Source organism: Lysinibacillus agricola (assembly GCF_016638705.1).
In the GTDB taxonomy this organism is placed as follows: Bacteria; Bacillota; Bacilli; order Bacillales_A; family Planococcaceae; genus Lysinibacillus; species Lysinibacillus agricola.
In genome coordinates this window covers 73989-92104 of the sequence record NZ_CP067341.1, presented here as the reverse complement: position 1 = coordinate 92104, position 18116 = coordinate 73989, and the positions used below count along the sequence as shown (strand labels likewise).

18 protein-coding genes are annotated in these 18116 nt (G+C 38.3%); all 18 read right to left on the bottom strand.

The features are described 5' to 3' along the window. Positions 1-67 precede the first annotated feature (67 nt). The gene (locus FJQ98_RS00435) at positions 68-505 is read right to left on the bottom strand and encodes a S1 domain-containing RNA-binding protein (RefSeq protein WP_008180281.1); all 438 of its coding nucleotides are present in this window, start codon (positions 503-505) and stop codon (positions 68-70) included. Between the two features lie 134 nt (positions 506-639). Beyond that, positions 640-1074, bottom strand: coding sequence for an FtsB family cell division protein (locus FJQ98_RS00430; protein WP_053594120.1), 435 nt, complete (start codon positions 1072-1074; stop codon positions 640-642). Positions 1075-1091: 17 nt separating this feature from the next. Continuing rightward, complete coding sequence (gene yabQ / locus FJQ98_RS00425; RefSeq protein WP_053594119.1) at positions 1092-1583, bottom strand: spore cortex biosynthesis protein YabQ; 492 nt, start codon at positions 1581-1583, stop codon at positions 1092-1094. Further along, on the bottom strand, positions 1580-1879 hold the full coding sequence (gene yabP, locus FJQ98_RS00420; protein ID WP_004229167.1) for a sporulation protein YabP: 300 nt from the start codon (positions 1877-1879) through the stop codon (positions 1580-1582). The genes yabQ and yabP overlap by 4 nt, the downstream gene beginning before the upstream one ends. Positions 1880-2054: 175 nt before the next feature. Beyond that, positions 2055-2345: an RNA-binding S4 domain-containing protein gene (locus FJQ98_RS00415; protein ID WP_053594118.1), complete on the bottom strand. Its 291-nt coding sequence runs from the start codon at positions 2343-2345 to the stop codon at positions 2055-2057. Positions 2346-2349: 4 nt separating this feature from the next. Next, the gene (gene yabN, locus FJQ98_RS00410) at positions 2350-3810 is read right to left on the bottom strand and encodes a bifunctional methyltransferase/pyrophosphohydrolase YabN (RefSeq protein ID WP_053594117.1); all 1461 of its coding nucleotides are present in this window, start codon (positions 3808-3810) and stop codon (positions 2350-2352) included. A 9-nt stretch (positions 3811-3819) separates the two neighbouring features. Beyond that, positions 3820-5442, bottom strand: a complete 1623-nt coding sequence (locus FJQ98_RS00405; RefSeq protein WP_053594116.1) for a putative polysaccharide biosynthesis protein — start codon at positions 5440-5442, stop codon at positions 3820-3822. A gap of 288 nt (positions 5443-5730) precedes the next feature. Continuing rightward, entirely contained in the window at positions 5731-6267 is a 537-nt protein-coding gene (spoVT, locus tag FJQ98_RS00400) for a stage V sporulation protein T (protein ID WP_053594115.1), read from the bottom strand. 637 nt (positions 6268-6904) lie between these two features. Further along, a complete protein-coding gene (mfd, locus tag FJQ98_RS00395) occupies positions 6905-10417 on the bottom strand; it encodes a transcription-repair coupling factor (protein ID WP_053594114.1) in 3513 nt (1170 codons plus the stop codon). Positions 10418-10555: 138 nt separating this feature from the next. Beyond that, entirely contained in the window at positions 10556-10783 is a 228-nt protein-coding gene (locus tag FJQ98_RS00390) for an anti-sigma-F factor Fin (protein WP_053594113.1), read from the bottom strand. Positions 10784-11197: 414 nt separating this feature from the next. Beyond that, complete coding sequence (gene pth / locus FJQ98_RS00385) at positions 11198-11758, bottom strand: aminoacyl-tRNA hydrolase (RefSeq protein WP_053594112.1); 561 nt, start codon at positions 11756-11758, stop codon at positions 11198-11200. A gap of 343 nt (positions 11759-12101) precedes the next feature. Then, the gene (locus tag FJQ98_RS00380) at positions 12102-12692 is read right to left on the bottom strand and encodes a 50S ribosomal protein L25/general stress protein Ctc (protein ID WP_053594111.1); all 591 of its coding nucleotides are present in this window, start codon (positions 12690-12692) and stop codon (positions 12102-12104) included. 115 nt (positions 12693-12807) lie between these two features. Then, positions 12808-13017, bottom strand: coding sequence for a hypothetical protein (locus FJQ98_RS00375; protein ID WP_201406594.1), 210 nt, complete (start codon positions 13015-13017; stop codon positions 12808-12810). Between the two features lie 201 nt (positions 13018-13218). After that, entirely contained in the window at positions 13219-14178 is a 960-nt protein-coding gene (locus FJQ98_RS00370; protein WP_053594109.1) for a ribose-phosphate diphosphokinase, read from the bottom strand. 24 nt (positions 14179-14202) lie between these two features. Beyond that, positions 14203-15573, bottom strand: coding sequence for a bifunctional UDP-N-acetylglucosamine diphosphorylase/glucosamine-1-phosphate N-acetyltransferase GlmU (gene glmU / locus FJQ98_RS00365; RefSeq protein ID WP_053594108.1), 1371 nt, complete (start codon positions 15571-15573; stop codon positions 14203-14205). Between the two features lie 547 nt (positions 15574-16120). Then, positions 16121-16423 carry a septation regulator SpoVG gene (gene spoVG / locus FJQ98_RS00360; protein ID WP_053594107.1) on the bottom strand — a complete coding sequence of 101 codons (303 nt, stop codon included), beginning with the start codon at positions 16421-16423 and terminating at the stop codon, positions 16121-16123. A 444-nt stretch (positions 16424-16867) separates the two neighbouring features. Then, positions 16868-17242 (bottom strand): RidA family protein, encoded by a 375-nt coding sequence (locus FJQ98_RS00355; RefSeq protein ID WP_053594106.1) that lies wholly within the window; start codon positions 17240-17242, stop codon positions 16868-16870. After that, the gene (gene purR, locus FJQ98_RS00350) at positions 17239-18072 is read right to left on the bottom strand and encodes a pur operon repressor (protein ID WP_053594105.1); all 834 of its coding nucleotides are present in this window, start codon (positions 18070-18072) and stop codon (positions 17239-17241) included. The genes FJQ98_RS00355 and purR overlap by 4 nt, the downstream gene beginning before the upstream one ends. Positions 18073-18116: the final 44 nt, after the last annotated feature.

Genomic DNA, 18116 nt, shown 5'->3' with positions numbered 1-18116 from the left:
GCTTTATTAAAAAGCTAATCCCAACTCTATTTAATACACTTTTTCTACGATTAAAACAGTCAGCAAACTACCCTCTTCTAGCTCCGCGACCACCGCGTTTTGACTCTGTAGCACGTTTAAGTGTTGCTAGGCGTTCATCACTATCTTTTAAGAAACGAGCCATTTTTTGCTCAAAATTCTCTTTTGGCTGATGACGATCGTTGCGATCATTAGAACGATTATCGCGACGTGGACGTGCTGGACGCTCTGGTCTCTCTGGTCTCTCTGCTTGAGGCTTTGCTTTACGGATTGAAAGACCGATCTTTCCGTCCGCTTCAACATTCATCACTTTTACTTCAACTTCATCTCCAACTTTTAGATGCTCATTGATATCTTTTACATAATTGTCAGCAACTTCACTGATGTGTACTAAGCCTGTTTTGCCATCTGGCAGCTCAACGAATGCTCCAAAATTTGTGATTCCTGTTACTTTACCTTGTACCTTGCTGCCTACTTCAATTGACATAAAAAAAATGCTCCTCCTTAAAAATTAAGCGACTCATTTGAGTCATGTAATCAATTTAATCAAACTTTTTACTGCAATAAGTTTCTCTTTTCATTATATATAACTAAAAAAGAGTGTCAACAATACATAGCTTTTCAGTCGTCTTTTTTATCTTTCTTTTGTGGTATTTCGTCCTTTTTATCTTTCTCTTCCGGTATTATGAAAATAATTTCACCTTCTTCGGATAAGAAATAATCTTTGCGTAATAACTTCGCGATGTATTCATCATCTTCTAACTGTTTAATTTTAAGATTTAATGAATCTCGTTCGTCATTCAATTCAGAGAGATGCTGATTCGCTTCATCCTTTTTCAGCTCTTTCGTAGCTAGCGTTTCATTTTGATGCGAAAGTATATTGAAGAGAAAGGCAATAATACCGACTGGCACAATCGCAAAAAAGACAATACGGCGCATTTTTCGTTTCCGCGCTTGCATTTTACGATTTATAGCTTTATCCGTGTTACGGACATAGTCATTATCAAGTTTAGTAAAGTTTTGTTGGTCATCATTTGATGAACGACGTCTAGTCATGCCCGCACCTCCGAAAATTATTGTTGTCTTTTATTATACTTGATAAATCGGAATTTTTTTAAAAAAGTGTAGGACAAATACGAATAAATTTTGACAAAAGGTCTTAAAACAAACGATCCAATATTTATCAATATATTCAAAATTTGTCGAATGATAGCAATTATTATTCGTACGATGAACCACAAGGGTCTCCATGTTATATTCACCACAACCCTTGCGACGAAACGTAAAAAAGTTTGAAAAAACGTTTGATACAAAAAAATTCCGGCTATTTGCGCTAGCGGGTCATAAGCCCGCCAAGCGCCATCCTTCAGCCAAAATAATAAATAGTATGTCAGGCCTCCAAGTAGAATCCAAGTAAGTAATTCAAATACCATTGTCCATCTTCGAAGGCTTGACCTTTTTGGAGTTGAAAAAACAATGAGCCTTACACTATCAATAATGAACCCGACTGCTATACCGCTCAAAACCATGACTAATAGCTGAACAAATTGTTCACTGACAATCATCCAAACAATTTATGAAGGAAACCTTTCGAGAAGCCACTTTCCTCCTCGTCATACTGTAAGGTTTTTACAGTTCCTTCGAGTGTCAATAACCCTTTGTCAACATCTAAATGAACGATATGCAGTTCCTCTCCACGGATTAACAAATGCCCTTGGGACGTCTTGATGAAAAACTCTTCCTGATCAAAGCGTTCAATTGATTTTACAGAAGTCATGTCCATTCTTTTACGATTACGAATCGTTAAAATATGCTCTCCAGATGGAATTGTGTAACGATTACTTTCTTGATGTAGCGTCATTTTCTTCCTCCTTTAGTCGTCCTAGCTTCTGTTCACTTTATGCGGACAACCTTAAAAGCATGACAACTTTATTAAAGTTGTACACTTTTATCCCCACTCAGCATATTTATAGCAAAAGCAAAGCGACAACTTCAGAAGACTCTTACATATATTGTTAAGGTGCTGTTAAGTTTTATTAGTCCTCGTCATCAATAAATTCAGGATCAATTTTTTCTAGACGCTCTTCTTTCAGAATAGTAAACATTTTTGCTGCATCTTCTTTTTTCACAGTATCACGTAATTCTTCTACACGTGCTGTCACAATTTTTTGCCCAAAACGTATGGCTAGCTCATCGCCTGCTTTAACAGTACTACTAGCCTTTGCTACTTTACCGTTTATCGTAATACGACCTTGGTCTGCCACTTCTTTTGCTAATGTACGACGCTTAATTAAACGTGATACTTTTAAAAATTTATCTAATCGCATATTTTTACTCCTTTTCTAGCTGCTTCGCTTCATTCCAGAAAGCATCTAATTGTTCTAATGTATAATCAGAAAACGGCTTTCCACTTTCCTTTACCTTCGCTTCCACATATCCAAAGCGTCTCGCAAACTTCTCATTCGCATGTAACATAGCCTCTTCTGGAGATAGCTTGTAGAAACGTGCTAAATTCACAAGTGTGAACAATACATCTCCAAATTCATCAAGACGTGACGTATTTGTACCATTCGTCACCTCATGACGAAATTCCTGCCACTCCTCTGCAAACTTGTCCCATGCACCATCCACATCAGGCCAATCAAATCCTACCTTTGCAGCTCTTTTTTGATAATTATACGCTGTTTGTAGAGCAGAGGAAGCCCGATATTCCTCTTTTAATAGCGGCTTATCACTTATACCCTTTTCTTCTGCTTTTATAACTTCCCAATTGGCTACAACTCCCTCTGCATCTTCCACCGATACATCTCCAAATACATGCGGATGTCGACGAATCATTTTTTCACTAATTGAAGCTAAAACATCCTCCAACGTAAAGTAGCCTTGATCTTCTCCGATTTGTGCATGAAGGAATACTTGTAATAGTACATCTCCAAGCTCCTCGATCATCGCAAAGTCATCCTCTGCATCCACTGCTGCCAAATATTCGTGTGCTTCTTCTAGTAAATACTTTTTCAGCGATTCATGCGTTTGCTTTTGATCCCACGGACAGCCATTCGGACCTCGTAAAATAGCAATAATTTGACGGAAGGTTGTCCAGTCTCGTAATGCCTCTTCTTGTGATTTCACAGGTGGTACATATACCGTTGTTAAATTGTTCACCTCAACGCTTTGGTCAAGTTCATAAAGTGGTACTGTCACCAGCTTTTCCTGTGACGAGCCCGCTGCTGTAACAACTGTAACAGGGTATTCGTCATCGTATTTCTCCATTAACGTTAGCTTTACTTCTGATGCACTGAATGAATCATATACTTGGGCTATTAAAATATGTTGACGCATGTTGATGTCATGCATAGAAAAGCTAGTGCCATCAAGTAGTTGAAAGCCCTCAATTGGATCAATTTTCAACGCGCCAAAAATTGGATCTAAGAAACTTTGCCCACCTTCAATGACTAAATTTACTTTCCCCTCATCCGCAGCTGCAATAAGCAATTGTACAGTCTGCTCTGCAACAAGTGGATGTCCTGGTACAGCGTACATCACATCTTCAATTGCTGCCGCAGTCACAAGCTTTTCTGCAATTTCTTCATACACAGGCTGGAATGAATTATATTTTTCATAAACACCGTCAAAGCTTTCAAATTGTAAGCCCTCCGTTGACAATTCATCTAATACAGGATGATCCACTGTTCGAACATATAATTTTCTAGCTGCCTTTAATTTTTTATAGACACCCATTTGCAGCTGATTAAAGTCACCTGCACCTAATCCTATAACTGTTAAAGTATTCAATCAATCCACCTACTTCTTCCGATTTAACCATAATTGATAAACAGCCATTCTGCGCCCAAACGGCAGTAAGTACCACTCTTTTTCAGCAAGCACTCGTAACTTTGCAATTACTGTAATCATTACAAATGCTCCTAAACACACGGCCGTTAAACTTGCTATCACTGCGACAAATCGAGGTGATAGATATTGGTTTAATAACGTTGGTACAAACTGTAGCCAAACTAGTATTACAGCTGCCATGCTGAATGATGCAACACCAATTTTTTTGTAAAAACTTGCTGGCGCTAATTGAATAGCCGTCATTTTCTTTAAATAGAAAACAAGCATCAGTGCTGTAAACAATAGACCCAAATTGTTAGCAATGGCCGCACCTAATACACCAAATAAATTAATTGTCAGCACATTCAATATTATTTTTAATATAAAACCTACAATCAAAAATAAAGCTGGCTTTTTTAATTTTCCATAACCTTGCAGAATAGCTGTAAATGTCAAAATAATTGACAAAGGAACAATCTGTAACACATATATCATAAGCACTTCCGACAGCGCATCTGTTTTAAAGAGCATTGCATTAATATAAGGCATAATGAGTATTAAACCTAGAGATGCTGCCCATCCAAATAATACAGACGCTCTATACGTTAGCTGAATAAACGGTATTGCGCTACGGCCTTCTTGTTTTTTGTTCATATGTGCAACAAGAGGCACAATAGCGAGTGAAAGTGAAGAAGCAATGACAACTCCGAGCTGTACCAGTGGCTGCCCACGGTCATAAATACCTTTTGTTTCCTTAGCTATCGTCTGTTCCATTCCACCTTCGATTAATAGTGAATAAATAGTAAAGGAATCAACTAGCTGATAGCCTAACAATAATAGGCCACTCATGCTTACACTTAAGCTTAGCAATGTTACCTCTTTAATAACGGGAAAACTTTCGATACGTTGCTGTTGCTTCTTGTCTTTAAATAGGCCAAAACGTTTTTTAAAGATAAACGCAAGTAATAAAAAGCCTACAACTTCACCAATGACTGTACCTATAATGGCCATTTGTCCAGCACTATATAGCGATTTTGTCGTCGTCATAATGATAAATGTACCTGCTAAAATGACAGATACTCTAACAGCCTGTTCAAGGACTTGTGCGTAAGCAATCGGCTCCATAATGCCTCTTGATTGGAAGCCGCCCTTTAAAATAGCAAGAGCTGGCATGACAAGCACTATAAATGAACCAGTCCGTATTAAAGGCGCTAGTTGAGTATCACCCATGAGCTGTGCAAGTATTTCAGCACCTCCAAATAAAACAGCAAAAAACAACAACGACAGTACTGTTAAATAACGAAAAACAATACGCATAGTACTGCTCCGTTTCTGATTTCGCTCCAGTGGGTCTAAAATACAATCATTATCTGCTAACATTTTAGAAATGGCTACTGCAAAGCCACTCGATGTCCATACGACAAAAATAGATATAATTGGATACACCTGCTGGTAAATATAAAACCCTTCATCACCAACAAGATTTTGAAAAGGCACACGATAAATTGCACTAAGAACCTTCACAATAAGAGCAGCAATTGTAAGTAAGGCCGCGCCCTTCATGTAGCTTTTCATGCCAAAACGTTCCGACATAAATTGCCCTCTTTCCTTCTATAACAATGCCAATAGTATAGCATACCTCAAAAGTTTGACGCTCTCGATAGCACCACCATAAAGTGAAATTTTAATCAGTGGGGGTTTCCACTGATTATTAGTTTTCACGGGCTTTTACGGGCAGTTGATCTCCCCCCTTACTTCTCCACTTTCGGTACAGATAAATTACTGCCCGTTAATGCGGGATAAATATTCTGTATACAACTATGTACGAAAAAAAAGTTATTGTTCAGCCTAAAAGGTCAGCGCAATAACTTTAAATTTTTATCAACTATTCATTTGTTTAGCTAAGAAACTAGCAGCTGTTTCCGCAACTTTTACTTCAACCTCACCGACAAAATGTACCTTAGATAAAACGATAATACAGCCGATTGGATCCCCATTCACCATAATAGGCGTTGCACAATATGACTTTACTTGCTCATATTGTCCAGGAACAATCTCTATAGTTGTTTCCATTTTTTCTATTTTTGTTGACCGCTCGTCCATAAAACTTTCCGCAAAGGATGTAATACGACGATTAATATACTCTTTCTTACCGATTCCTGAGACAGCAATTACTTCATCTCGGTCAGTTACAAATGCTGGAGTACCTAATGTCTCATACAATGTTTCAACATATTCTCTTGCAAATTCCCCCAGGTCATTTATTGGAGAATATTTCTTTAAAATGACTTCGCCTTCGCGGTCTGTATAAATTTCTAGCGGGTCACCCTCACGAATACGCAGCGTCCTACGAATTTCTTTTGGAATAACCACACGCCCTAAATCATCAATACGACGAACAATTCCTGTTGCCTTCATTCTTAATGCCTCGCTTTCGCTACAATGAAATTTTTATTCAACTATAGTATGGTTTTTTATGAAGCAATCTATGCAAAAACTGAAGAAAAAGGATTTCACAGCCAACAATATTTTTTTAAAAACCTTGAAAGCCCAAATTGTGCTTTAAATACTTTTGCATGTAGAATTTTAACTTCAATCACTTATCTTAGCAGGTGTGTTGATTAACCATTTTTATCCATCCTAATTAATTAGAAGGCGCTGATTTCCGCTACGGGCTACTCGCTTTCCCGCGGGAAGCTTTGCTCTGCGACGAAAGCGAAGCGACAGGAACACTCGAGTAGCCCTTCGCTACAATCAGAAAAAATGGGCACACATAAGCAAAATATCAATAAAAAAATCCTTTTATCGCTCAATAATAAACCTATATTTTCCTAATCAACACTTGTTATCTTAGATTAACCACAGAACAAATTTCTATAAATGATTTCTGAAAAAATTTATTGAGCGATAATAACCAATTCAATTTTGACATTTCGACGCTCGTTGCCGATCATTATCCTTAAGAGCTATAATCAGCTTTTCTCGTTTTGCAGAAGAGCCCTACTAAACAAGAAAAGCTGATCATTACCCTCGAGAGGTAAGATCAGCTTTTCTTCTATTGCTGTTTTTTTGCTTTAGCAATAATTTGCATCATTTCTTCTAAAATATCAAAGGGTTGATATTTTCCACATTTTCGTTCATCAATCGTTAATTTCAATTGCATACTATCCATCCCAAAACCGACGGCACGCTCAAATTTCATGGATTCTTCAACAACTTTACCGCCATCAACTTGTGCTGTACCTTCTTCAGTCAACAATATTGTGATGACCTTTTGCTTTTCTTTCACAGATATTACGCCTGCACCTAGGCCCCATACCTTCATACGTGCAATTCGCAGTAAGCGCTCGGTTTCAATCGGAAGATCACCGAAGCGATCCTCTAATTCCTCCATGATTTCGCTGTACTCCTCTACTTGATCCATTGCTTTAATACGTTTATACATTTGAATTTTTTGATAGCCGTCAGGAATGTATACATCCGGGATATACGCATCAACACTCAATAAAATTTCAATGTCAGGCTTCTCTTCTTTTTTCACACCTGTTTGACGCTCAGCAATCGCCTCTTCCAGCATTTGTGAATACAAGTCAAAACCGACAGAATCAATAAAGCCATGCTGTTGTGCTCCAAGTAGGTTACCAGCACCACGAATAGATAAGTCACGCATAGCAATTTTAAAGCCTGAACCTAACTCTGTGAATTCTTTAATCGCCTGTAATCGTTGCTCAGCCACATCTGTAAGAACTTTATCACGTTGATACATAAAGTATGCATATGCCACCCTATTTGAACGCCCAACACGGCCACGCAATTGATAAAGCTGCGCTAAGCCCATTCGATCAGCATCGTGAACAATCAATGTGTTCACATTTGGTATATCCACACCCGTCTCGATAATGGTTGTCGTCACAAGTACATCATAGTCACCTTCTAAAAAGGCTAATATGACAGATTCTAATTCTGATTCCGTCATTTTACCGTGTGCATGCCCAACACGTGCTTCTGGGACAAGCATTTGAATTTCATCAACTTTACGGGCCATATCTTCTACACGATTGTATAAGTAGAATACTTGACCACCACGCGCCATTTCTCTCTCAATAGCTTCTCGCACTAATGCACCGCTATGCTCCATTACATAGGTTTGCACAGGGAAACGGTTTGCTGGCGGGGTTTCTATTACCGATAAATCACGAACACCTACCATCGACATATGAAGAGTTCTTGGAATCGGAGTTGCCGTTAGCGTTAATACATCAACATTCGTTTTTAGTTGTTTAATTTTTTCCTTATGCGTTACACCAAAACGTTGCTCCTCATCAACAATTAGCAGTCCAAGATCTTGGAATAATAAATCTTTAGATAAAATTCGATGCGTTCCAATGACAATATCAACTTGCCCTTCTTTTAGACCCTTTAACGTCGCTGTTTGCTCTTTTTTTGTACGGAAACGAGACAAGAGGCCTACATTAATAGCAAAGTCTTGGAACCGCTCACGAATCGTTTCGTAATGTTGCTGCGCTAAAATCGTTGTCGGCACAAGGAACGCTACTTGCTTGCCATCTTGAATTGCTTTAAATGCAGCACGAATCGCTACCTCCGTTTTACCATACCCTACGTCTCCACATACAAGACGATCCATAGGGCGTTCACGCTCCATATCGCGTTTTACTTCAATAATTGAACGTAGCTGATCTTCTGTTTCTTCATAAGGGAATGAAGCCTCAAAATTGCGCTGATCATCGTTGTCAATCGCAAATGCATGGCCCTTCTCTGCTTCACGTTTCGCATACAGTTTAATTAAATCATCAGCAATATCTTGCACAGCAGAGGATACTTTTGCTTTGGCTTTTTTCCACTCTGCTCCACCTAGTTTATGTAGCTTCGGTTCACGGTCTTCAGATGCCACATATTTTTGAATTAAATCTATTTGCTCTACTGGTACATATAACTTATCATCTGCGCGGTATCGAATGTGTAAGTAATCCTTATGTGTACCATTTACCTCTAACGTTTCTACACCAATATATTTACCAATACCATGATGTACATGTACAACATAATCGCCAGGTTTAATTTCTGTATAGCTTTTAATACGTTCTGCGTTGGTCATTTTTTGAGGACGCGCTTTTTTCTTCGCCTGTTGTTTAAATAGTTCATCCTCGGTCACAATCACCAAACGTTGTAGCGGTAATTCAAAGCCATTGGACAACGTGCCATCTACAATATAAATACCCGATTCTGTCGGATCACCAATTGTCGTATGGATATCATACTCCTCAAGCATTTGCTGTACACGTTTAACACGATCTTTATCTCGCGCAACAATTAGTACTGTAAATTTACCAAGTAGCCAGCGTTCAACCTCACTTTGTAATAATGACATTTGGCCATGGAATTGCTGCATTGGTTTACAAGAAAAGTTTGTCGTCTTATTAAAGGTTACACCCGCAAATGTTCGTGAAAATAATGAGAAATATAGTTTTTGCTGAGACAGCATTGCTAGAATTTCTTTCAAAGAGAATGCCGGCTTTACATCATGCACCATTTTACCTTCTTCAATTAGCGATAAAAACCATTCATCCTCTTCACGCTCCCAGGCATCCATAACCTCCTGAATACGTCCGAGCTCATCAAACAGCACAATGCCATCATGCGCAAAATAATCTCCCAAATATGCTGTTTTCTCATACAATAACGAGCCATATTTATTTACGTAGTCTGGTAAATTCCCTTGCTGTAACAATTCAATATCATATTGAATATGCTGATACAGTAGCTCCTTAGTCTCCTGTTTTTTGACTTTCTTTAAGCTTGTCGCTAATGCAGCTTCTAAACGACCTGCCAATGCCATTCTTTCTTCCTTTGTCAAAATAACTTCTGACGCGGGTAGGATACGAACTTTCTGCAATTTATCAATTGAACGTTGATCGTCCGCAGAAAATGTTCGAATTGAGTCCACTTCGGTATCAAATAACTCTATACGAATCGGCGACTCTAGATATGGAGGATAAATATCTAATATGCCGCCACGTAGCGCGAATTCTCCAGGTGTAGTCACCATTGAATTACGTACGTAGCCCATCTCTACTAACGTTTGCAGCCATTCATCAATTTGAATTTCCTCACCTACTGCTATTTGTAAAAAATATTGTAGCCAATGCCCCTTAGGCTGCATTATTTTGCGTAAGCCCGCAACTGGTATCACATAAACAGCTTTTTCACCTCTAGCTAGGCAATCAAGGGTTGCAATACGCTCAGCACGTAACTCTGGAGAGGCAACAGACAAATCTGCGGCAATAAACTCATCGGCAGGATAATAATGAACATGCTCCTCACCTAAAAGTCCCACAAGCTCGTCGGCCATTTTTTGTGCCTGCAATAGGTTAGGAGATACAATATAGATAGGTTTTTTTACATATTCAAATAACGCATCGACCATTACCGGGCGCGCGCTTCCAGTTAATCCTGTAATAAGCTGTGATGCAGTATGACCGCTCTGAATCTCCTGTAAAAATGATGTGATATGTTTGTCCTGCGTCACAAGCTGTCGTAAAACTTCCAAAGTCAAAAGCTCCTTTCAGCGCATAATTCTATTCGCCATTACTAGTAATCTAGTACTATAATACGCATCTTTATTTTATTATTTTTTAAACGGAAAAAGCTTTGAACGCACGCGATGTGCGCCAAAGCATCCTTCCAATTATTGAATCCATTTATTGAGTGCGTGATAATCTGGATATTGTCTCAGCGAATCCTCACATTGCTCACAAATGCAGTGCACAGTCGTTTGTCCATGTCGATCTTTCTCAACATAATCATCCGCTTCACCCAATTCTAAAATATGCAGTTTTCGAATTGTATCATCTGCATCAAATGGTAGCGTCCCTATTTCTACTTCACAATGCCGACATCGATAGCGAACTGACATCTCCAAATCATCCTCCTTTAAGCAACTTACTACTTAAAGTATAGACATTTCCAAAAAAGATTATGCACTTTCAATTTTGCCTTAGCGTATTGTTTCTTCAAAATAGAGAATAGTTTTTGCATTGTGTTAAAGACTATACGATACAATTTAGTTAGCTGTAATCACAGGAAAAAACATGACATCCGCCAGAGGCTTTAACTTCTTTCAGCGGGTGTTTGGACACGAAAAGTAGCTTAAATCCGCATTCATCTCACCAGCTACAGAGGTTGGAGACTTCTGTACCTGTCGCTACGCTATCGGTACAAAAGACATTTGTAGCTGACGCTTCGCTTTCGCTACAAAAGACATTTGCTGAAAGAAGTTAAATTGTCATCCTAGACAACTGTAATATCCACATTAAACTTTAACTAATGGTTACCCGTTAAAGTGATTCATCACATCAAGAAATGGCTTTGAAAGAGATGCTTCTACAGCATTTACACACTTTTCAATAGCGTCCCCAACGACAGCTTGATCTTCTTTTGAGAATTTCGATAACACGTAATCTGCTACCTTCATACCAGCTGGCGGGCGATTAACCCCAACACGGATGCGATTAAATTCTTGCGTGCCTAAATGCTGAATTAATGATTTAATACCATTATGTCCACCTGCACTACCTTTTTGACGCAGGCGTAATTTACCTGTTTCTAAATCTAAATCGTCATAAATAACAATTAACTCTTCCACATCAATATCAAAATAGTTCATAAGGGGACCAACACATTCCCCTGATAAATTCATATATGTTAAAGGTTTAACAAGTAGAACCTTTCCTTCAGGACGATGTACCGTTGCGTACATACCGTTAAACTTTGAATTAGTTAAAGGTGTACCCCATTTTTCAGCTAATGCATCAATAACATCAAAGCCAATATTATGTCTTGTCTGCTCATAAGGTTTACCTGGATTCCCTAAACCAACGATAATTTTCATAAGTACCCCTCTTCTTTCAAATCTAATAGTCATTATTTTACCATATCATGCACTAAGAAAGCATTTCGGACAATTTTTGAAAATTAAAAGTTCAATTATAGTTTGATATAATTGGAGAAGCCCTCAATTCAACCATACATACGAGAGAAATAGTTTTGAGTAGCATATGTAGTAAAGAACGATGACTCGTGCGGACAGAAGGCTCAAAGCTTTCGTGCGAATAACTCTTAATATGCTTTATTTGAAATATTTCTAAATAATTAAGCTGAAAAATTTTTACCAATGCAAAAGGCTACTAAAGAAGTTTTAGCCTTCTTTAGTAGCCTTTCCTTATCAAAATTTTTTACTCTTGTTCCTGTGCACTAGCTACCGTCTCTTCAGCGACAACAGCTGGAGCCATTATTGTTACCAATATATGCTCATTTTCACTAATAATATCAAAATCAATTGCATCTCGAATATCTGCCACCGTAATGGATTCACCAATTTTAAGTTTAGTGATATCAACTTCAATAGCTTCTGGTAAATCTGTCGGCCGTACTTTAATTTTCACCTCTAAGTTAGGCTGCATTAAAATGCCGCCTTCACTTATACCAACTGACTCTCCAACAAGTCTAATAGACACATCAGCTTCTATCGCTTCGGACATATTAATTGCCAAAAAGTCTACATGATTTACCTCATCTTTCAGAGAGCATTGTTGGATTTCTGACACAACAACATTCACTTTTTTCCCGTCTAACTCCATCGAAAACACACCGTTTTGCCCATTTTTTTGAATGGATTTTTTGAATTCCTTCGCTGAAATAGAAATTGGGGTAGAATCTAATTTATAGCCGTAAATAACCGCAGGAATGGCTCCCCCTTTTCTAAGTTGGGTTAATGTCGAACGATGCCCAGATTCGCGCTTTTTAACACTTAATACTGTACTCATATCTATACGTCCCCTTCCAAGAAAAATTATTTACGCCTTATCATTAATGTCACTTTGAAAAATTAATGACATTTGTTAAGGCTATTATAATATTTACCTCTATTTTGGTTCATCATCATAACGTGAGGTTGATTTCCGTTCCGACTGGGCGCTTTGCCGCTGACGCTTCGCTTTCGCGCAGATAAAACATTGCCGCTGACGCTTCGCTTTCGCGCAGATAAAACATTGCCGCTGACGCTTCGCTTTCGCGCAGAGCAGAGCTTCCTGGGGGCGTCCGATGAGCCCCAAGGAGTCGCCCAGTCTCCATTCGAATCAACTTTTTCATATAAAATACGTTTTAACAAAATGTATCCCCAACTTTAGGCGATAAACCTCTTAAAATAGTGTAAATATTATTAAGTCACAATTACTATTATACCCTTTTATAAGAAAATTCAAACAAAAAGGGTATATAAAAAAGGACAAATCTACTTGCAAACGTAGATTTGTCCTTAATAAGCCACATATCGGGATTTATTTATTTATATTAATCAAATAGAGTACTTACAGATTTATTTTCATAGACACGAGAGATTGCATCTGCCATCAATTTAGCTACTGAAAGCTCTGTAATTTTTGGAGATTTTTTATCTTCAGCAAGTTGGATTGTATTTGTTACAACTAATTCTTTAATCGAAGAGTTTTCGATACGCTCGATTGCTGGTCCTGATAATACTGGGTGAGAGCAGCAAGCATAAACTTCTTTCGCACCAGCAGCACGTAATGCATCCGCTCCGATTGTAATCGTACCTGCAGTGTCAATAATATCATCAATCAAGATTGCCACTTTACCATCAACATTACCAACAATGTTCATTACTTCTGCAACATTTGGTTTTGGACGGCGCTTGTCAATAATTGCAATAGGTGCTTTTAAACGTTCTGCCATTTTACGAGCACGTGTTACACCACCATGGTCTGGGGAAACAACAACGATTTCTTCTTCTGGGATACCTTTTGATTTGAAGTAATCAGATAATAAAGGCACTGCCATCAAGTGATCGATTAAAATATCGAAGAAACCTTGGATTTGTGGTGCATGTAAATCTAAAACGATAACACGTGTTGCACCAGCTGTTTCAAGTAAGTTTGCTACTAATTTAGCTGTAATTGGCTCGCGCGCTTTTGCTTTGCGGTCCTGACGAGCATAGCCATAATAAGGCATTACAACGTTTACTGTACGAGCAGATGCGCGTTTTACAGCATCTACCATAATTAAAAGCTCCATTAAATGTTCGTTTACAGGTGCAGAAGTAGACTGCACGATAAACACATCACAACCACGAATACTTTCTTCAATGCTAATTTGAACTTCTCCATCGCTGAAGTGCTTCACAGAAGATTTACCTAATTCAACACCCATTTCTTGCGCAATTTCTTGAGCAAGTGGATTATTAGAATTAAGTGAAAATATTTTTAATTGTGAGTTTGCATAATGATACGGCATGATGGCCTCCTGTTTAGTTGATAATTATTTTGAATTTAATTTGCTTACATAATTCGGTTTGTTTTCTTGTCTTGCACGAGCAATTGCAAGTGCATCCTCAGGAACTTCTTTTGTAATTGTAGATCCTGCTGCAATAAATGAACCTTTTCCAACTTTTACTGGTGCTACTAAGTTAGTATTACATCCTACAAATACATCATCTTCAATAATTGTTTGGAACTTGTTTTTCCCATCATAGTTTACTGTAATGGAACCACAACCAATATTGACGTTACTTCCTATTTCAGCATCGCCTATATAGCTTAAGTGTGATACTTTCGTGTCATTACCTAGTTTACTTTTCTTCACTTCTACAAAGTTACCAATCTTCACATGGCTACCAATATCAGAAAGTGGTCGAATATTAGCAAACGGTCCAATAGCTGTGTCTTCCGCTATAGCGCTTTCACGCACAACAGAAGAATGCACAGTTGTTCGATCGCCGATACGGCTATCTATGACTTGTGTGTTTGGCCCGATTATACAATCTTCACCAATAACAGTCGCACCTTCAATCATAGAACCTGGCTGAATAACAGTATCTCGGCCAATCACTGCGTCTACGCTAATATATGTTGCCTCTGGATTAATAATAGTGACACCGTTACGCATATGCTTTTCATTAATTCTTGTTCGCATTAGCGCCTCTGCTTGTGATAGAGCAACACGATCATTGACACCAAGTGTTTCTTCAAAATCTTCCGTTACATATGCTTCAACGACATCGCCTTGTTTTTGTAAAATTTCAATCACATCAGGTAAATAATACTCGCCCTGTGCATTGTCGTTTTTCACAAGTTTTAATGTCTCAAATAACGCTTTATTATCGAAGCAGTATGTGCCCGTATTAATTTCTTTAACTAATCGCTGCTCTGCTGAAGCATCTTTTTGCTCAACAATTTGCTCCACTTGTCCATTGTCGCCACGTAAAATACGACCATAGCCTGTTGGGTTTTCAGCAATAGCTGTTAAAATAGTGGCCTTGGCATTCTTTGCTTGGTGATGCTCGAACAAAGCTTGCATCGTTTCAGGGCGAATAAGTGGTGTATCACCACAAACAACTAATGTTGTCCCTTCTTCGCTGCCTAAAATTGCCTCAGCCTGTTGTACAGCATGAGCTGTCCCTAACTGTTCAGCCTGTAAAACATACTCGCTTTTATCGCCAAGCTGTTGTTTCACCTTTTCTGCACCGTGTCCTACAACCGTTACGATGCGATTCACATCTAACGTTTGAACGTGATCCACCACATGTTGTACCATTGGCTTCCCACATACTGGATGGAGCACTTTATATAATTTGGACTTCATACGTGTACCTTGACCTGCAGCCAAAATGACAGCAAAAACGTTGCTCATCTGTAAGTCCTCCAATACGCTCATTTTCTCTTATGACTATATAGCAAAATTCATCTATTTTCAAGGCATGTTGAGTTGACAAAAAGATGAATTTCCAAATCAAATGCACCTTATGCTCGAATGTTAATATGTATGTCCTAAAACTGCTCCTTTTCTCTTATTCTCAAAATAAAAAGAACTCTCCAATTAAGAAGAGCTCTAATTATCTATTATCACCCAATGTATACAAAAAGTGTAATAATGTGATTAACAACCATTAATATGGATTATCACTAAAAGTTATGGATGACATTTGTTAAACGTATGCCACTTATATAGGTTGATTGGAGGCTGGGCGACTCCTTGGGGATCACAACTTCACAGATGAGACCCTGGAGCGAGCCGGCAGAAGAACGAAGGCTAAAAGCATCACGACCTGTGATAAAGCCTTCGGACCAACATCCTGTTTGTGCTGTCTCTTCGCTTTTGCACAGCAACAAAGCGCCCAGTCGGAACGGAAATCAACCACACGTTATGGTGATGAGCATTAATATTTATTTCTTTGTAACTATACGCCAATTCCTTCTAATTCTTCTGTTTTTTCCGCCGCTTCTGCTTCGCTTGAATTATGGTACTCGTTTAAAATAATCTCCTGAATTTTATTACGAGTCGTTGAATTAATAGGATGCGCAATATCTCTAAATTCACCGTCCGGCGTTCGTTTACTTGGCATAGCAACGAACAAACCTGTATTACCATCGATCACACGAATATCGTGAACCACAAACTCATTGTCGAGTGTAATGGAAGCAATCGCACGCATGCGACCATCCGTCTGTACTCGACGTAATCTTACATCAGTAACTTCCATTTTCTCACCACCTCTCTTCTTAGATGTCTAAATGAAAATATAATATTCTTTATTACCGAATATTTTCCTTTTTATAGTCTATCAAATTTTCTAAAAAATTTGAATACTTATTAGTATAATATTTCCTCTAATTTACGTAAATTTTGACAATTGTTTGACAGTTGTTCTGATATTAGGTATGTTGATTCACCATTTTTTATCCATCCAAATTAATTAGAAGACTATGATTTCCGCTACGGCTACTTGCTTTCCTGCGAGCGGGAGTCGAGTTGCCCTACGCTACAATCAGTTAAAATGGGCATACATTAGCAAAATATCAACAAAAAAATCCTTTTACCACTCAATGAAAAACCCACATTTTCCCAATCAACTTGTTCTGACATTAATAAAAAAAGCCCACTAAAAGAACAAATCATTTCTCTTCTAGCAGGCTTATTAAATTTCTTATTTAACGATGGCAATAACTTCAATCTCTACTTTTACATCCTTTGGTAAACGTGCAACCTCTACTGCTGAACGAGCTGGTTTATGGTCGCCAAAGTGGCTAGCATATACTTCATTCATTGCAACAAAGTCGTTCATATCTTTCATAAAAACAGTTGTTTTAACTATATTATCTAAAGATGTTCCAGCAGCTTCTAAAACTGCTTTTAAATTAGCAAATACTTGATTTGTTTGAGCTGTGATATCACCTTCCACTAATTCGCCAGCTGCTGTTAGCGGAATTTGACCTGAACTATAAAACATGCCGTTTACAATAATCCCCTGTGAATATGGTCCGATTGCTGCTGGTGCATTTGTTGTTGCTACTACTTTCATTTGTCATTTCCCCTTTTAGAAAAATAGTTACCTTCACTTAATGCAATTGTACGGTCTTTTTCATTAACCTCATGAAGCTTCACTAGTGAATAATAATCATCTACTAGAGTTTCATCTGCATGCTCAGCCTCTACAAGCACCGCAATACCTGCTAGCTGACAGTCAAACTCCTCTAAAAGATTTTTCATGCCGTTCATTGTACCTCCGACCTTCATAAAGTCGTCAGTAATAAGCACTCGTTGTCCACTCTTCATGCTTCTTTTTGATAATACCATTGTCTGAATCCTTCTGGAAGAACCAGATACATAGTTGATGCTGACTGTAGAGCCTTCAGTTACCTTACTATCTCTTCTGACAACAACAACTGGTACATTTAAATGTCTTGCAATGGCGTGGGCAATAGAAATCCCTTTTGTTGCTACAGTCATTATGACGTCAATTTGTTGGTCAGCAAATGCGGATGCAAACACCTTGCCAACTCGATTAATTAAATCTGGATTGCCGAGTAAGTCTGTCATAAATAAATAACCGCCTGGTAACAAACGATCTGAATGCTCAAGCTCCGCCTTTAAATCCTGAATAACTAAACGGACCTCAGACTCGGACATTTTAGGAATATACTTAACTCCTCCTGCAGCGCCCGGTACTGTCATCAATAACCCGATTCCTTTTTCTTCGAAAGTTTCTTTTACAATCGTCAAATCTTCACTAATGGAAGACTTTGCAGATTGATATAGTTCAGAAAAATAAGTTAGCGGGATCAGCTGATGTGGATGTTCTAGTAAATAGTACGTCATATCAACTAGTCGTTCACTACGCTTCCATTTCATGCGACCCTCTCCTAAACACGAATATTTATAGGTAAAATTAACAT

What these genes read in the sequence shown, in the direction of transcription:
- spoVG (WP_053594107.1), bottom strand. Translation starts at nt 16,423, where the DNA reads ATGGAAGTTACTGATGTAAGATTACGTCGAGTACAGACGGATGGTCGC.
- FJQ98_RS00430 (WP_053594120.1), bottom strand. Translation starts at nt 1,074, where the DNA reads ATGACTAGACGTCGTTCATCAAATGATGACCAACAAAACTTTACTAAA.
- FJQ98_RS00415 (WP_053594118.1), bottom strand. Translation starts at nt 2,345, where the DNA reads ATGCGATTAGATAAATTTTTAAAAGTATCACGTTTAATTAAGCGTCGT.
- purR (WP_053594105.1), bottom strand. Translation starts at nt 18,072, where the DNA reads ATGAAATGGAAGCGTAGTGAACGACTAGTTGATATGACGTACTATTTA.
- yabP (WP_004229167.1), bottom strand. Translation starts at nt 1,879, where the DNA reads ATGACGCTACATCAAGAAAGTAATCGTTACACAATTCCATCTGGAGAG.
- FJQ98_RS00375 (WP_201406594.1), bottom strand. Translation starts at nt 13,017, where the DNA reads ATGAAAAAGTTGATTCGAATGGAGACTGGGCGACTCCTTGGGGCTCAT.
- FJQ98_RS00405 (WP_053594116.1), bottom strand. Translation starts at nt 5,442, where the DNA reads ATGTCGGAACGTTTTGGCATGAAAAGCTACATGAAGGGCGCGGCCTTA.
- FJQ98_RS00390 (WP_053594113.1), bottom strand. Translation starts at nt 10,783, where the DNA reads ATGTCAGTTCGCTATCGATGTCGGCATTGTGAAGTAGAAATAGGGACG.
- FJQ98_RS00435 (WP_008180281.1), bottom strand. Translation starts at nt 505, where the DNA reads ATGTCAATTGAAGTAGGCAGCAAGGTACAAGGTAAAGTAACAGGAATC.
- glmU (WP_053594108.1), bottom strand. Translation starts at nt 15,573, where the DNA reads ATGAGCAACGTTTTTGCTGTCATTTTGGCTGCAGGTCAAGGTACACGT.
- pth (WP_053594112.1), bottom strand. Translation starts at nt 11,758, where the DNA reads ATGAAAATTATCGTTGGTTTAGGGAATCCAGGTAAACCTTATGAGCAG.
- FJQ98_RS00370 (WP_053594109.1), bottom strand. Translation starts at nt 14,178, where the DNA reads ATGCCGTATCATTATGCAAACTCACAATTAAAAATATTTTCACTTAAT.
- spoVT (WP_053594115.1), bottom strand. Translation starts at nt 6,267, where the DNA reads ATGAAGGCAACAGGAATTGTTCGTCGTATTGATGATTTAGGGCGTGTG.
- yabQ (WP_053594119.1), bottom strand. Translation starts at nt 1,583, where the DNA reads ATGATTGTCAGTGAACAATTTGTTCAGCTATTAGTCATGGTTTTGAGC.
- FJQ98_RS00355 (WP_053594106.1), bottom strand. Translation starts at nt 17,242, where the DNA reads ATGAAAGTAGTAGCAACAACAAATGCACCAGCAGCAATCGGACCATAT.
- FJQ98_RS00380 (WP_053594111.1), bottom strand. Translation starts at nt 12,692, where the DNA reads ATGAGTACAGTATTAAGTGTTAAAAAGCGCGAATCTGGGCATCGTTCG.